The sequence below is a fragment of the Halostagnicola larsenii XH-48 genome (assembly GCF_000517625.1).
GTDB lineage: Archaea > Halobacteriota > Halobacteria > Halobacteriales > Natrialbaceae > Halostagnicola > Halostagnicola larsenii.
This window is the reverse complement of sequence record NZ_CP007055.1, coordinates 2,748,013-2,763,354: the sequence shown is the minus strand read 5'-3', so window position 1 is coordinate 2,763,354 and position 15,342 is coordinate 2,748,013. Positions and strand designations below refer to the sequence as shown.

Genomic DNA, 15,342 nt, shown 5'->3' with positions numbered 1-15,342 from the left:
CAACTACGTACCAACGGTTCGAAGAACCACTACCCAGAAGAACCTCCACAAGCTGCCTCGCCAGAATTAACAGCACCTATGGCACGACTCTTCCCAACACAGACGGACGCCGCCGTAGAACGAAGCGACAATCCAGCCGTCCTCAGCCTCGACGATGCTGCGACTCGAGACGTGATCGAAGCGCTGTCCTCCGAGACTGCGTACGATATCTTCCGGCTGCTCAACGAGACGCCGGCCACGCCATCACGGATCGCCGATCAGCTCGACCAGAGCGTTCAGAACGTCCACTATCACCTCGAGAACCTCGAATCGGCCGGGGTGATCGAGGTCGCCGATACTTGCTATTCGGAGAAAGGCCGAGAGATGAGTGTTTTCGTCGTCTCAGAAGACCCAACGCTCCTCTTCCTCGGTACCGAGGACGATCGGCCGAGTCTCAAACGTGCGTTCAAATCCTTCGCATCGTTGCTCGGCCCACCATCGATTCTGCTTGCGGCCGGCGAATCCGTCTCACAGCTCGTCACTACCGAATGAGCGAACACACCGAATCAATGATCCAACGCTCTCGGGAAGGGGGGTATTGATGCTGTTCTGGTCAGCCGATCTGGGTACACCATCGTCCGTCTGGATCCTCCTGAGAGGAAATTTTGACTCGGCACCCGCAGACACGAACCGCCAGGCTACGGGCCGTCAACAATGGACTACACGAGTTCGATGACCCGAAGCACTTCTACTGTCGACGACGCAACCACGGGTGACGTGGCACCGACGATTAAAGCGCGAGATGACGTTGATGGTTGTGGCTGTCTCGAATGTCGAAACATCGAGACGGTTACCACCCGCCGGACCGTCCTTGATGCGTTAGTCTGGTCCCTTCGCCTGTTTCGGTCTCATCCGTCGATCGTTGCCTTCGCAGGTATGGGTATCCTCGCTAACCGACTCCTCGAAACGAACAGCATTAATACGCTTCCGACGCCCGCAATCGGCGTGTTCGACGCGATTACGGCGTTTACGTTTCTCTTTTTGATTCGAGCTTACGTCGGAACGATCGTCGCCGGAGCGCTGACTGGCGATACCGTAACGATACGCGATGGACTGCACCGAAGCATTACTCGAATACCCGCATTAATCGGAGTCATCGTTCTGTTCATTTTGTCTGTAATGACGATTCCGTTCCTCGTGTCTCTGCCGTTACTCGTTCTTATCGCCGTTGTCCCGGGCAATCCTGTGGAAATAGTGGGATTTCCCGTTGCTGGGGCGGTTGGTGTAATTGTAGTCACCGTTCCGTTTCTGCTGTTGCTGTTCAAGTTCTGGTTCGCACCCGAGGCCTGTGTCGTCGGCCGGTACGCTCCCGTCGAAGCACTTCGCATTAGTTGGCGCATCACGACGAACTACCGCGGAAAGTTCGTGCTCATCCTCGTCATCGCTATCGGAACCGCGATCAGCTTCTATCTCCCGACATACCTCCCCGATATGGGGACGAAATTGGCGTGGTTACATCCCGTTTTACGTGTGATTTCAGCGAGTTTCGGTGAATTCCTCTCTATCGTGTGGGCGAGCGCCTACGCGCACATTTACGTCCAAGAAGTCGTTTCCTGAATTCAGGTTTGAGAAGTGAGCAGGTCGTAGAGGCTGTCTGGGATAATACTCGCAGATTTGCTCAGCGAGAGCCACGCGGCGGGGTTTGACGGTGCTAAATTAGACAGTGCCGCCGCGAGCGGTCGTTCGAGTTACGCTGTCTCTTCGCGCTGGGACTCGAGAAAGCCCAGCAGCCGGTCGTTCACCGTTCGGGAGCGTTCGATGAACGCGAGATGTCCGGCATCCTCGATCTTCTCGAACTCGCCGCGCGGAAGCCCTCGAGCCAACCGTTCGCCGGCCGCGGGATCGACGAGTTGGTCGTCAGTGCCGTGAAGGACGAGTGCGGGTTGCGTGACCTCGACCAGCCAGTCGGTCGCGTCGAATCCGGAGAGGGCAGCGAGTTGGGCCTCCCAACCCGCTCGAGAAGCGTCGCCGTCAGTTCGCCAGTCGACGATTCCCTCGAGAACGTCGGATTGACGCGCTCGAAACGCCGGCGAGAGCACCGTCTCGAGCGACGAGCGGATCGCCTCGCGGTCGTCGGGCGGGGCGAACAACGGCTCGAGCGAAAACGCAGCTTCCGTGGGAGCGGTCCCGAGCAGTGCGAGCGTTTCGACGCGATTCGTGGTACGCGCGGCCTCGAGCGCGACGGCACCGCCGAGGCCGGCACCGACGACGTGGGCGGATCGAGTACCGGCGTCGGCGAGGACGGCCTCGAGATCCGCCGCGAGCGTTGCGAGATCGTACGGACCGGGTGGTGCGTCAGAACGGCCGGTTCCGCGAAGATCCCAGACGATCGTCTCGAACGGACCGGCTAGCGCCGCGTGCTGCCAGCCCCACGACCAGCCGCCGAGGCCGGCTTCGGGCACGAAGACCACGGTGTCGGCGGTGCCATCGGCGCTGTCGCGGGAGCCGTCACCGTCGAGTTCGTAGTACAGTGAGGTGTCTTCGTTCGACGCAGTAGACATATACGGCTCGAGGAACTGGAGACGGGCACCGGTTTCGGTTTCGGCCGGCACCAAACTGGGCGCTCTCTGTGCGCTACCGCCAGGCCGGAAGCTCCGGCGCGGCGTCGGCCTGCATCGAAATCCACGCACCGTCGGCGGAGATGTCCGCGATGACGTACTCGCTGCTCGATCCTCCCGAATCGATGGAGCCAACGACGGTGTCGTCGGACCCAACCGAATGTGCGTGAGTGTTGGGCATGGGAGAAGTTCACACTCACACACGTATAAACGCATCGAAACTGACTGTCCGATGGAGATGGCTATCGGCGTCGGATTCCGCGCTCGACCCGGGTAAATCCCCATCTGCCGGCGATTCGAAGGCTCGGCGGTATCCGATCAGGGAAACACTGGGTTTATACTCATTTTAGCCGTACAACCGGGACATGAACGTAGCCGACGCGATGACGCCGCGCGCGGAGGTCGTGACCGTCGAACTGCCGGGAACCAGAAGCGACGTGCTCGAGTACCTGCAGGAACAGTCGTTCTCGTCGGTTCCGGTCGTGAAATCGACCGACGAGGGGACCGAGTACCGGGGGCTCGTCTCTCGAGACGTGCTGATCGAACAGCCGGACGAAGATCAGCTCGTCATGCTGCTCGATGACGTGCCGACGACGACGGCGGAGACGTCACTCGAGGATGTCGCACAAACGATGGTCGAGCAGGGCGCGCGTCGCGTCCCCGTCGTCGACGGGGAGTTCGAGGGAATCGTCACGGTGACCGACGTGATCCACGCCATCGCGACGGGCGATCAGGAGACCGACGACGTCGTCGAATCCTACGCGAGCGAGAACGTCAACACGACCTACGAGGGTGCGCCGTTGACCGTCGCAGAGCGCGAGTTGTTCTACGCGAACGTCCCGTACGCGGTCGCACTCGACGACGAGGGATCCATGAGCGGCGTGCTCACCGAAGTCGATATCATCGACGTCGCCCGGATCGTCGAGGGCGAAGAGGAAACGGGGAACAACTTCCCGGATCAGGACGCAGACTACTCCTGGGAGGGAATCAAAGGCGTCGGGAGCCGCTACCTGCCGACTCGAGACATCGAGATTCCGACCGGTCCCGTCCGGGAGTTCATGACCGACGAGGTCGTCACGGTGACGGCCAAGAAGTCAATCCAGGAGACCGCACAGGCGATGATCAGCAACGACGTCGAGCAGATTCCGATGGTGACGGGCGAACAGCTCGCGGGTATCGTCTGCGACGTCGACCTGCTGGAGGCGCTGTATGAGTAACGAGAGTCCCTCCGCTGTCGCCGCCGACGCGCTCGAGCGCACGAGCGAACGGCTCGTCGAACTCGCCAAGCGCCGCGGCTACTTCTTCCAGTCTTCGGGTGCCTACGGCGGCGTCGGCGGCTTCTACACGTTCGGCCCGCAGGGTGCTTCGCTGAAGAGCAACGTCGAGGACGCCTGGCGCGACCGCTTCGCCCTCGAGGAGGGCAACATGGAGATCGACGCGCCGACCATCATGCCCGAGCCGGTCTTCGAAGCGTCGGGCCACCTCGACACCTTCGACGACATGCTCGTCGAGTGTCCCGACTGCGGCGAGAGCCACCGCGCGGATCACGTCGTCGAGGATAACACCGAGTACGAGGACGCAGAAAGCCTCCCGATTCCGGAAGTCGAAGAAGTCATCGCGGAGTACGAACTCGTCTGTCCCGCCTGCGGCGCGGGTCTCGCGGGACAGGCCGTCGAGGCATTCAACCTCATGTTCGCGACGAACATCGGCCCCGGCGGCGCTCAGCCGGGCTACCTTCGACCCGAGACCGCACAGGGCATCTTCGTCGAGTTCCCGCGGCTCAAGGAGTACGCCCGGAACACGCTGCCGTTCGGCGTCACCCAGATCGGCCGGGCCTACCGCAACGAGATCAGTCCGCGGCGGTCGATCATCCGCACCCGCGAGTTCACCCAGGCCGAACTCGAGTACTTCATCGACCCCGAGACGGACGAGCCGGACCTCGAGGCGGTCGAAGACGTCGAGGTGACGCTGTATCCGGCGGGCGAGCAGGCGGCAGACGACGGCGAGGAGATCCGGACGACCATCGGCGAGGCCGTCGAATCGGGGACGATCTCGAGTCCGTGGGTGGGCTACTTCCTCGGCGTCGCCAAGCCGTGGTACGACGCCGTCGGCGTCGACATGGACCGGTTCCGGTTCCGCCAGCACCTCGCGGGCGAGCGCGCCCACTACGCCGCTGACTGCTGGGACGCCGAGGCGTTGATCGACGGCAGTGAGGAATCGCAAGATTCCGAACAACGGGAGTCGACGGAGTCGTCTTCCGGTTACTGGATCGAGATGGCCGGGTTCGCCTACCGCAGCGACTACGACCTCTCGAAACACGCCGAACACTCCGAGGACCGCTTTACCGTCTTCCGGCAGTACGACGAACCGAAAACCGTCGAGCGCGCCACCGTCGATCCTGACATGAGCTACCTGGGTCCGGAGTTCGGCGGCGACGCCCAGACCGTCGTGGACGGACTCGAGACCCTCGCAGAACGCGACCGATCGGCGTTCGAAAGTGAGACCGTCGAAATCGAACTCGAGGGCGAGACCCACGAGATCCCGCTCGAGAAGACCGGCTTCGCCGTCGAGGAGCAGACCGAGGCGGGCGAGCACATCATCCCGCACGTCATCGAACCCTCCTTCGGCGTCGACCGGCTCGTTTACACCGTCCTCCACCACGCCTACCGAGAGGACGAGGTCGCCGGCGAGGAGCGAACCTACCTCGCGCTCGAACCCGAAGTCGCGCCGACGTTCGTGGGTGTGTTCCCGCTGCAAAACGACAACGAGCTCGAAGCGCTGGCCGAAGCGATCGCCGCGGACCTGCGGGAGGCCGGACTGGCAGTCACCTACGATGACTCGGGGAACATCGGCCGGCGGTATCGCAGACAGGACGAGGTCGGCACGCCGTTCTGCGTGACCGTCGACTACGAGACGCTTGAAAACGAGGAAACCACCGTCACGGTCCGCGAACGGGACACGACCGACCAGATGCGACTGCCAGTCGACGACCTGGCCAAGACGCTCTCGGCGCTTCGAACCGGCGAGATCGCGTTCGAAGACCTCGAGGAGTAGACGACTCAGCGACGAGCACGTAGCTGGGAGCGACACACCGGCTCATGCCGACCAGACGAAAGCACTTAGTGAATCGACACGATACCGATCTGCATGCAGGTTCCCAGACCCGACGCTGGTGAGTACGTCACAACGACGCTCACCGTCGTCCTCACTCTCGCCGTCCTCCAGTACGCGGGTATCTTCTTCGACGGATCCGGGGGGATCGATCCGGGATATCTCCTCGGCGTCGGACTCACGCTTCCGGTGTTTATCTTCCTGTTCTCGCTCGCAGCCGCGAACGTCTCGTGGATTCCCAGTTGGGACGAAAAGAATCACACAGGCGGCACAGACGGCAGGTGAGCGGACCGCTTGGGGCGGCCGGCTTGACGCGGGTGACCGAGAGGACTGGCGGGACGGTCGCCGTCAAACTGCACAGAGAGGGGCGCTCGAGAGAATTCTAACCTACGTGAGGAGGAACACTGCGACAAACAACCGACGAACTGAAGGTCACGTGCTTCAAGGATTCAGAGGATGGCCGACGAACTAAAGCGACGGCTGGTCCACGCCAGCGGCTCCGGACTGGTTGCCCTCTACTTACTCGCCACACACTTCGACCTCGGGCTGACGTGGCCCCGGTTTCAGGCACTCCTGATAGTGCTCGCGACCGGCGCGCTCATCCTCGAGTTCCTGCGCCTCCAGGTGGGACTCAACTGGCGGCTCTACGACGTGCTCACTCGAGAGTACGAACAGGACAATCCCGCCGCCTACGCGCTGTACATGATCAGCATGGCCGCGGTCGTCGTCGTCTTCGAACCGGATATCGCCCTTCCGGCAATGTTGATGCTCGCGCTCGGCGACCCGATCAGCGGCGCAGTCTCCGATAACACCCTCCAGCGAATTAAACCACCGAAGGTCCTCGTCACGATGTTTCTCGTCTCGGCGGCAATTGCGGTCCCCTTCATGGGACTCGTTGCCGCGGTGGCCGCCGCGGTGGGCGCGACGCTGGCCGACGGCGTGACCCTCGAGATTCGAACCTACATAATCGACGACAACCTGACGATACCGATCTACGCAGCCTGCCTGGCGTGGGTCGCCCTCGAGTTCGTGCCGCTGTGAGCCACCGTTTTACACCGTTCTACAGATCGGTCGCCCGAAACCGGCGGTGTCCGAGCCACGTTGCGAACACAATCCACCCGAGGAGGACGGCGAGTGCGAACGGCGGTCGCTCGAAGAACGCCGGCTCTTGGGGCGCTCGAATGAAAATACCGCCCTCGAGAGCCGGGAACGTTTCGGCGACCAGATAGGTGTAGGCCGCCATGGGGTTCAACGCGACGACGAAGTCATACCACGCGGGGAACGATTCCGGATACGATAGACCGTGGGTGACGTACACCCCGAGCCGCGGGAACTGCGCCCAGATGTTGAACGCGAAGACGATGAACGTGACGAAGGCCGTGACAGTGGCTCGAGTCGCCGTTCGCGTCACCGTCGAGATCAAGACCGCGATAGCGGTGAAGACTATTCCCAGAAGCACTACCACGAGCGTGGACCCGACGAGGGTGACGGGATCGATGGAGACGCCACGGAAGTAGCCGACCGGGAGGGCGACGACGGTTGCGATCAGTATCGCCGCCGTGATGAGGATACTGCGCCCGATCAGCGTACCGAGTACGACCGTTTTCCGCGAGAAGGGAAGCCCGAGCACGACCGTCAACGCGCCGGAGGTCCGCTTTTCGACGAGCGAGGAACAGAAAAACCCGAGCACGATCAGGGGCGTGAGCATCACGAGTGGGGACGCGAGCACCGCGGACAGATCGACATCCGCGGGGTCGATCGCCGGGTTAGTCGCGGCGTTGTTGGCCACCCAGAACCCCACAAGCGCGTACAGTCCGAGGATTACCTGTGCCTGGCGCTCGCGGACAGTGTCGCGAACGTCTTCGCGAACGTACAGCGTCAGCCGCGAGACGGTGTCGACCGCCATCAGGCAACACCCCGCGTGTAGCTCTCGAAGAGATCGTCGAGCGACGTCTCGCTGGTCGTGACGTTCGTCACGTCGGCCGCCGACTCGTGGAGGGCGGCGATCACGGGCGCTTTCGCGTCGTTTCGACAGGCGACAACGACCGTCGTCCCGTTCGTTCGAACGTCGGCGACGCCGTCGATAGCGCCCACTCGAGCGGGTATCTTCGACGGAACCGTCGACAGTTCGACCGTGACTTCGGCCGACTGACCGACCTCTGATCGCAGGCTCTCGAGGCTGTCGACGGCGACCAGTTGCCCGGCGTCCAAAATGCCGATTCGGTCGCAGACCGCCTCGACTTGCGCTAAAATGTGACTCGAGAAGAAGACGGTCGCGCCGCGTGCGTTCTCCTCGCGGACGATTTTGCGCATGGTTCGTGCCCCGTTGGGATCGAGGCCCGTCGAGGGCTCGTCTAAGATCAGGAGGTCGGGTTCCCCGGCGAGCGCCATCGCGAGCATGAGTCGCTGGGCCATCCCCTTCGAGTACTCCTCGACGGGGTACTCGTCGGGGCCGTGCATGCCGACCCGCTCGAGGAGTTCGTCGGGGTCGTCGTCCGCGTTCTTGGCGTCGATGGCGAACTCGACGTGTTCGCGGCCCGTTCGCTCGCCGATGGGGCCGTAGCCGTCGGGAAGCACGCCGATGCGTTCTCTGGCGGCGACGCTCGCTTCGGAGACGTCGTTGCCGAACACGCGAACCGAGCCGTCGGTCGGTTCGGCGTAATCTACGAGGAGGTCGATCGTCGTCGACTTGCCGGCCCCGTTCGGGCCTAAAAATCCGAATATCTCACCGTCGCGAACGGTGAGATCGAGGTCCTGTACGGCCGTGACCGAGCGGTTTCCGAAGAAACCGTAGCTCGTATACTGCTTGGTCACGCCGCGGAGTTCGATAGCGGCCATACTCGAAAGGAACGGTAATCGCACATAGAATTTTCGATGGATTGTCACTTGAGAGCAATCGCTTCGTCGCGGGCCACAGCGCCACCAACACCGGTACCGAACGGACCGGACTACTTTCACCGCGATACGCAAATTCTTAACCCCGACTACCCCGAATCGGTGGCAATGGCAGCGACGGACGAGGAAATCCCCTCCATCGACCACCCCCTGCTCGAGCCGAACTTTCTCGAGCGCCGACTCTACCAACTGAAACTCGCGGGAACGGCCGCGAACGACCACACGCTGGTCTGTCTCCCGACCGGGCTGGGAAAGACGACGGTGAGCCTGCTCGTGACCGCCCGTCGACTCGAGGAGGTCGGCGGCAAGTCGCTCATGCTCGCGCCGACGAAACCCCTCGTCCAGCAACACGCGGAGTTCTATCGCGAGGCCCTCCAGATCCCCGACGAGGAGATCGTCGTCTTCACGGGCGACGTGAGTCCGGACGATCGGGCCGCACTGTGGAACGAGTCGACCGTTATCATGGCGACGCCGCAGGTCATCGAGAACGACCTCGTCGGCAGTCGCGTCTCGCTTTCGGACGTGACACACATCACCTTCGACGAGTGCCACCGGGCGACCGGCGACTACGCCTACAACTACATCGCAGAGCGGTATCACGCCGACGCGAACCAGCCGCTCGTGACGGGGATGAGCGCCTCGCCGGGCGGCGACGAGGAGGCTATCCTCGAGGTCTGTGAGAACCTCGGACTGCACGAGGTCGAGGTGATGACCGAAGAGGACGCCGACGTTTCGGAGTTCACCCACGACACGGACGTCGAGTGGGAGCGGATCGACCTCCCGGAGGACGTCATCGAGATCCGGGACGCACTGAACGAGGTGATCACGGAGCGCCTCGAGAAGTTGAAGGAACTCGGTATCGCGAAGTCGACCCAGCCCGATCAGTCCCAGAAGGACCTAAACCGGATGCGCGCCGAGTTACAGGAGCTGATCAACAACGACCAGTCCGAGGGGTTCAAAGGGATGTCCGTCCACGCCGAGGTGATGAAGCTCCGGCAGGCGGTGACGCTGGTCGAAACCCAGAGCGTCGAGGCGCTGCGGCGGTACTTCGACCGCCAGCGAAACCAGGCTCGATCCTCGGGTGCCTCGAAGGCGAGCCAGCGACTCGTTTCGGACCCGCGGGTCAAAGAGTCGATGCGAAAGGCCGAGAAGTACGACGAACTCCACCCCAAGTATCGAAAGACGCGGATGCTGCTCGCCGAAACGCTCGGCCTCGAGGGCGGCGAGCGCGTCATCGTCTTCACCGAATCGAGGGATACCGCTGAGGCGCTGACGGACTTTCTCGACGACAGCTTCGACGCCAAGCGGTTCGTTGGACAGGGCGACCGCGAGGGCTCCGATGGGATGACCCAGACCCAACAACAGGACGTGCTGAACGACTTCCGGGCGGGCGAGTTCGAAGTGCTGGTCTCGACCTCCGTCGCCGAGGAGGGACTGGACGTGCCCGAAGTCGACCTCGTGCTCTTTTACGAACCAGTGCCGACGGCGATCCGGTCCATCCAGCGCAAGGGCCGAACGGGCCGCCAGTCCGAGGGTCGCGTCGTCGTCCTGATGGCCGAGGACACGCGCGACGAGGCCTACTTCTGGATCTCGCGCCGTCGGGAGAAAGAGATGGAAAGCGAACTGCGCGAACTGAAGGGGATGGCCGACGACCTGAAAGAGGAACTCGACGACGCCCAGCAGTCACTCGCCGCGTTCGAGAGTGGTGGCGAGGGCACGGGTGAGAGCGGAGACAGCAGTACGAACGAAAGCGAAGTGGAAGTGAACGACGGAAGGCAGAAACCGCCCGACGGAGACATCTCCTCCAGTGGAAGTGAGGGGGTTGCCGATCGGCCGGGGTTACGCGAATTCGACGGCAGCGACGGCGACGATGGCGGCGATCCGACCGACGAAGCCGCGGACGCCGAGGTCGAACCCCGCGAGCCACACGCCGACGGCGACGCGATCGAAATCGTTGCCGACCAGCGCGAGATGGACGCGAACATCGCCCGAGAGCTCTCGAAGCGCGAGGACGTCGAGATCCGCCTCGAAACCCTCGAGGTGGGCGATTACGTGCTCTCGGATCGGGCCGTCGTCGAGCGCAAGTCGGTCGCCGACTTCGTCGACTCGCTGGTCGGGGGCGACCGGTCGGTCTTCGAGCAGGTCGGCGCGATGGCCAGACACTACTCCCGGCCGATCGTGATCGTCGAGGGCGACGGCCTGTACGAACAGCGAGACGTCCACCCGAACGCGGTCAGAGGGGCGCTCTCGAGTCTCGCCGTCGACTTCGGCGCGAGCGTGCTCCGGACCGAAGACGAAACCGACACGAAGGAACTGCTCGGCGTCATCGCCGGGCGCGAACAGGAGACGTCGAACCGCGAAGTCTCGGTCCACGGCGAAAAGCAGAGCAAGACCCTCGCCGAACAACAGGAGTACGTCGTCGGCTCCATCGCGGAAATCGGCCCGGTGACCGCCCGGTCGTTACTCGAGGAATTTGGCACCGTCGAGGCGGTGATGATCGCGAGCGAAGACGAGTTACAGGCGGCGGACGGCGTCGGCTCGGTCACCGCAGCGCGGATCCGCGAGGTCATCGGAAGCGACTACACCGGTTCCGGAAAGTAAGAGTAGAACGGTTCGAGCGGCGTTACTACGGTTTTGAGCGTCTTGCCACTCACCGCAACGCCGACAGCGCCTCGCTCGCCTCGCGAGCGGCCTCGAGACACTCTCTGGCGTACCGCGGGTCGTCCGTTTCGGCGGCTTTTCTCGCGAATCGCTCGAGGGATTCGACCAGCGCGTCGTGTGCAGTCTCGAGGTCGCCCTCGACGGCGACGGGAGCGGGGCGGTCATCGCCGGCGCGGCCTCGAGACGGCCGGTTTTTCGCGGCGAATCGAGACGGGTCGGTCGACCCGTCTCGAGTCTCGGGCGGCTGAGCGGGCGTTCTGTCGGGGCTCGAGGGCTCGGTCGAACCGTCTCGGGGTTGGGCCGGCGATACCTGCTCTGGCCCAGTCGAACCCGTCTGATCGGTGGTCGTATCGGACGCACCGGCGGCTTCGGATGGGGTCACGGGTTCGGATGGGTCCACCGGCTCAGACGCATCCACGGGCGTCGCCGCATCGGTCTCGGTGCCTGAGGCCGGCGCTTGGCCATCGGGAGCGGTCGCCGGTTGCGAACCCTGCGTCGCCGACTCGTCGGCCGCGGACGCCTCCACGCCCTCGGCGCTGCCGTGACAGGACGGACAGAACGTCGTCCCGTTCTGCTGGAAAAGCGGATCGCCGCAGGTGTTACAGTGGGTGTTGGTCATCCGGGCACCCTTGAGCAGGAGGTCGCTCATCCGCTGGGTCGCCTCCCGCTCGCGTTTGTCCTGCTCGTACTTCTCCCGAAGCTTCTCCCGTTCGGCTTCCTTGTCGAAGTCGCTCATACTCGTCTCAAGGGGCTGGAACGTCGAAAAAGCTGCGAAGACGAGAACGCGAGAAACCGCAGCCACATCGGTGCCAGTCCGGGCACCCCGTCAGCAAACGGCCGCCTCGAGGGCTTCGACCGCCGCTTCGGGGGTGTCGACGGCGTCGACGCCCGGAATGTCGTGCGTGTCGATCCCGACGACGGGACGGTCGTACACCCGCGCGAAACCGATCTCCGAGAGCGTCCCCGCGCTACCGGCCAGCGCGATGACGGCGTCCCCGTTCATCGGTACGAGCGCGTTTCGGGCGTGGCCGAGCCCCGTCGCGATGGCCGTGTCGACGTACTCGTTCGCGTCGGCTCGGCGATCCGTCGGGAGGATTCCGATCGTCTCTCCGTCCGCGGATTTCGCGCCGCGACAGACCGCTTCCATCGTGCCACCCAACCCCCCGCAGACGACGGTGTGGCCGTTCGCTGCGAGCGTTTTCCCGACCGTCACCGCGGTTCGCTCCTGTGCTGCCGTAATCGTTCCGCCGCCGACGACGCTCACGCGCATACTCGAGTCTCGACGGCCTGCCGTATGGTCGATTCGGTCTCGCCGGATCACGCGGATCGATCGCCGGGAACAGCGCAGTCCGGTTTCGAACGTGGCCGCTCGAGCGGGCCGTTCGGTCGGTCGGCGAACACCGGTTCGACGATCGGTATATCGTACAAATCGACGGGTTTCGACGGATTTAACGCGAGGGATGGTGCACCATTACGTGGTATGACGAAAGTTAGCGTGGTCGGCGCGGCCGGGACAGTCGGGGCCGCCGCAGGCTACAACATCGCGCTTCGAGACGTTGTTGACGAACTCGTCTTCGTCGACATTCCGGACAAAGAAGACGACACGATCGGACAGGCGGCCGACACGAACCACGGCGTGGCCTACGACTCTAACACGGTCATCCGACAGGGCGGGTACGAGGACACCGAAGGCTCCGACGTGGTCGTCATCACGGCCGGAATCCCGCGCCAGCCGGGGCAGACCCGCATCGACCTCGCGGGCGACAACGCGCCGATTATGGAGGACATCGGCTCCTCGCTTGCGGAATACAACGACGACTTCGTCACGATCACCACGTCGAACCCCGTCGACCTGCTCAACCGGCACCTCTACGAGACCGGCGAGCGCGCACGCGAGCAGGTGATCGGCTTCGGCGGCCGACTCGATTCGGCTCGCTTCCGGTACGTGATCGCCCAGCGCTACGACGTGCCGGTCCAGAACGTCGAAGCCACGATCCTCGGCGAACACGGCGACGCACAGGTGCCCGTCTTCTCGAAGGTCCGGGTCAACGGCCGCGACCTCGAGTTCACCGACGACGAGAAGGAAGAACTCCTCTCCGAACTCCAGGCCTCGGCGATGAACGTCATCGAGAAGAAAGGCGCGACCGAGTGGGGTCCCGCCACCGGCGTCGGCCACATGGTCGAGGCCGTCCTCCGCGATACGGGCGAAGTGCTTCCCGCGAGCGTCAAACTCGAGGGCGAGTTCGGACAGGAGGGAACCGCGTTCGGCGTCCCGGCCAAACTCGGCTCGAACGGCATCGAGGAGATCGTCGAGTGGGATCTCTCGGAGTTCGAGCGCAACGAACTCGGCGAGGCCGCAGAGAAGCTCTCCGAGCAGTACGACAAAATTTCGTAGACGTCTCGCCCCGTCGGAGGGGTTTTTTCGTCAGTTCGATCGCGTTAGTTTTCATCCGGATAGCTCGCGCTCGCCTTCGAGTACCATAGTTCTCGAGGAAGGACGCTTCGCTGGCGCAAATAGCTGCGAATCTCGTATTCAGCGCGTCAAACAGAGAGACCACGAAGGGTCCGTCTATCAGGGAATCAACTGCTCGCCGTCGTCGTCGTAGATCGTAATCGCATCAACGGGACAGGTTCGGGCCGCGAACTTCGCGTCGAGTTCCGCGCCGTCGGGGACTTCGCGGACGAAAATGCCATCTGCTTCTTCCTCGCTTCCCTCGAGGACCGCTTTCCCCGCGGATTTGTCTTTCGAGAACGCGTCCCATTCGGCGACACACTGGTACATTCCGATACACGTGTCCTCGTCGAATTTGACTTTCATGCTCGAGGGTTCGAGAGTCGTCGACATACCGCTTCCGGACCGAATTCGTGGCCGGACGACGAGATGACAACCGTGATACACCTGCCCATCAGATTAAAATGAATGCAATAGAGGATTAGTATTATAATGCCAGAGAAGGAAGGATATTTAGAAGAACAGCATACAGAATCGAGGCTTTCACGACGACGGATCATCGCAGGGGGTGCCGGAATCGTCGGTGCCGGCATACTGGGAGCGGGGATACACACCCAGATCGCTCGCTCGCAAGCGGAAGAACCGCCGAGCGGAACCGATACGGACGTGTACGAAGAGGGGTGTGAAGACGCCGATCACTGGGAGCTCACGCTCGAGGCGGCAAACGAAAGCTGGAGCGCGCGTTCGGATCCCAGCCGATACTGTTCGGTCCCGTGTTCGTTGACCAAAACCGACAGCGTCGCGATCGGCCAGCAGGTCCGGATCGGCGACGGAACCGGCGAGTTCGAAAACGCGGTCTACACCGTCGCGTCGGAACACGAATCCGACACGCTGTGGCTGACCCCGAGCGGTCTCGACCGAATCGAGGCGAGCGAGTCGACGGCGGTGACGGTCGGGTCGCAGGCGGTCCATTCGAGCTACGACACGCGCCAAGGTGGGGAACTGAACAACGAATACGTCGAATACGTCGTCGAAGGTGGAGACGGCGACGGAAGTGCCAGCGACGAAGTCGTCGTAATCGCACCCCACGGCGGCTACATCGAGTACGGAACCGACTTTCAGGCGGAGCGAGTCGTCGAGGAGATCGGTGGAACGGGGTGGATCTGTTCGGGCTTCAACGAGGGTGGCGGCGGGTTCGACCGGTGGCATAGCTACTCCACGGAGATCCATCGGCGGTCGTTCCCCGAACTCGACTCGCTGCTCGAGCGGGAGTTCGAGTGGGGCGTCGCCTTTCACGGCTACTCGAACGGTGAGATTCTGGTCGGCGGCACCGCGGACAATTCGGACAAAGCCATCGTCGTCGACGCGATCGCCGATCTGCTGCCCGAGCAGACGGTGACCGCCGTCGAACGTGACGCAACGGAGTACACGGGGGCGAACCCGGAGAACGTTATCAACGATCTCGCTCCGGCCGGCCAGACGATCCAGATCGAGCAGCCGACCGGCGTCAGGGAGATCGACTGGTCGGTCGTCGCCGACGGCGTGACCGACGCTCTCGAGGAGATCCGCGAGTGAGCGTTCGACCCGTGCGGAGACGATAGTTTAAACCGCGGGACGGCACAAGAG

16 protein-coding genes are annotated in these 15,342 nt (G+C 63.1%); 9 read left to right on the top strand and 7 right to left on the bottom strand.

Annotated elements, in window-relative coordinates; genetic code table 11:
- The first annotated feature begins 78 nt into the window (after positions 1-78).
- Both HALLA_RS13930 and HALLA_RS13925 read left to right on the top strand, forming a co-directional pair.
- Positions 79-531: an ArsR/SmtB family transcription factor gene (locus tag HALLA_RS13930; RefSeq protein WP_049953919.1), complete on the top strand. Its 453-nt coding sequence runs from the start codon at positions 79-81 to the stop codon at positions 529-531.
- 162 nt (positions 532-693) lie between these two features.
- Positions 694-1,596, top strand: coding sequence for a hypothetical protein (locus HALLA_RS13925; protein WP_242406173.1), 903 nt, complete (start codon positions 694-696; stop codon positions 1,594-1,596).
- A gap of 131 nt (positions 1,597-1,727) precedes the next feature.
- Here the strand turns inward: HALLA_RS13925 and HALLA_RS13920 are convergent, their stop codons facing one another.
- Both HALLA_RS13920 and HALLA_RS21110 read right to left on the bottom strand, forming a co-directional pair.
- Positions 1,728-2,540, bottom strand: a complete 813-nt coding sequence (locus HALLA_RS13920) for an alpha/beta fold hydrolase (protein ID WP_049954140.1) — start codon at positions 2,538-2,540, stop codon at positions 1,728-1,730.
- Between the two features lie 73 nt (positions 2,541-2,613).
- Complete coding sequence (locus tag HALLA_RS21110) at positions 2,614-2,778, bottom strand: DUF7556 family protein (protein WP_169732144.1); 165 nt, start codon at positions 2,776-2,778, stop codon at positions 2,614-2,616.
- A 184-nt stretch (positions 2,779-2,962) separates the two neighbouring features.
- On the opposite strand from HALLA_RS21110, the gene HALLA_RS13915 reads away from it, so the two are divergent.
- The 4 genes from HALLA_RS13915 (at position 2,963) to HALLA_RS13900 (ending at position 6,749) form a co-directional block, all read left to right on the top strand.
- Positions 2,963-3,814, top strand: a complete 852-nt coding sequence (locus HALLA_RS13915; RefSeq protein ID WP_049953918.1) for a CBS domain-containing protein — start codon at positions 2,963-2,965, stop codon at positions 3,812-3,814.
- The gene (gene glyS, locus HALLA_RS13910) at positions 3,807-5,651 is read left to right on the top strand and encodes a glycine--tRNA ligase (RefSeq protein WP_049953917.1); all 1,845 of its coding nucleotides are present in this window, start codon (positions 3,807-3,809) and stop codon (positions 5,649-5,651) included. Before HALLA_RS13915 ends, glyS begins: the two co-directional genes overlap by 8 nt.
- Positions 5,652-5,744: 93 nt before the next feature.
- A complete protein-coding gene (locus HALLA_RS13905) occupies positions 5,745-5,993 on the top strand; it encodes a hypothetical protein (RefSeq protein ID WP_049953916.1) in 249 nt (82 codons plus the stop codon).
- 171 nt (positions 5,994-6,164) lie between these two features.
- The gene (locus HALLA_RS13900) at positions 6,165-6,749 is read left to right on the top strand and encodes a dolichol kinase (protein WP_049953915.1); all 585 of its coding nucleotides are present in this window, start codon (positions 6,165-6,167) and stop codon (positions 6,747-6,749) included.
- A gap of 19 nt (positions 6,750-6,768) precedes the next feature.
- Here the strand turns inward: HALLA_RS13900 and HALLA_RS13895 are convergent, their stop codons facing one another.
- A complete protein-coding gene (locus HALLA_RS13895; protein ID WP_049953914.1) occupies positions 6,769-7,614 on the bottom strand; it encodes an ABC transporter permease in 846 nt (281 codons plus the stop codon).
- A complete protein-coding gene (locus HALLA_RS13890; RefSeq protein ID WP_049953913.1) occupies positions 7,614-8,546 on the bottom strand; it encodes an ABC transporter ATP-binding protein in 933 nt (310 codons plus the stop codon). Before HALLA_RS13890 ends, HALLA_RS13895 begins: the two co-directional genes overlap by 1 nt.
- Positions 8,547-8,711: 165 nt before the next feature.
- On the opposite strand from HALLA_RS13890, the gene HALLA_RS13885 reads away from it, so the two are divergent.
- A complete protein-coding gene (locus HALLA_RS13885) occupies positions 8,712-11,204 on the top strand; it encodes a DEAD/DEAH box helicase (RefSeq protein WP_049953912.1) in 2,493 nt (830 codons plus the stop codon).
- Between the two features lie 49 nt (positions 11,205-11,253).
- On the opposite strand, the gene HALLA_RS13880 is transcribed toward HALLA_RS13885, so the two are convergent.
- Together HALLA_RS13880 and HALLA_RS13875 are read right to left on the bottom strand one after the other, a co-directional pair.
- Positions 11,254-12,000, bottom strand: coding sequence for an Sjogren's syndrome/scleroderma autoantigen 1 family protein (locus HALLA_RS13880; RefSeq protein ID WP_049953911.1), 747 nt, complete (start codon positions 11,998-12,000; stop codon positions 11,254-11,256).
- A 90-nt stretch (positions 12,001-12,090) separates the two neighbouring features.
- On the bottom strand, positions 12,091-12,534 hold the full coding sequence (locus tag HALLA_RS13875) for a TIGR00725 family protein (protein WP_049953910.1): 444 nt from the start codon (positions 12,532-12,534) through the stop codon (positions 12,091-12,093).
- 210 nt (positions 12,535-12,744) lie between these two features.
- Here HALLA_RS13875 and mdh point away from each other — a divergent pair, with 210 nt between their 5' ends.
- On the top strand, positions 12,745-13,659 hold the full coding sequence (mdh, locus tag HALLA_RS13870; RefSeq protein ID WP_049954139.1) for a malate dehydrogenase: 915 nt from the start codon (positions 12,745-12,747) through the stop codon (positions 13,657-13,659).
- A 177-nt stretch (positions 13,660-13,836) separates the two neighbouring features.
- Here mdh and HALLA_RS13865 read toward each other — a convergent pair whose 3' ends face one another.
- Positions 13,837-14,082 (bottom strand): ferredoxin, encoded by a 246-nt coding sequence (locus HALLA_RS13865; RefSeq protein WP_049954138.1) that lies wholly within the window; start codon positions 14,080-14,082, stop codon positions 13,837-13,839.
- Between the two features lie 126 nt (positions 14,083-14,208).
- Between HALLA_RS13865 and HALLA_RS13860 the strand changes: the two genes are divergently transcribed.
- On the top strand, positions 14,209-15,291 hold the full coding sequence (locus HALLA_RS13860) for a poly-gamma-glutamate hydrolase family protein (protein ID WP_049953909.1): 1,083 nt from the start codon (positions 14,209-14,211) through the stop codon (positions 15,289-15,291).
- The last annotated feature ends 51 nt before the right edge of the window (positions 15,292-15,342 follow it).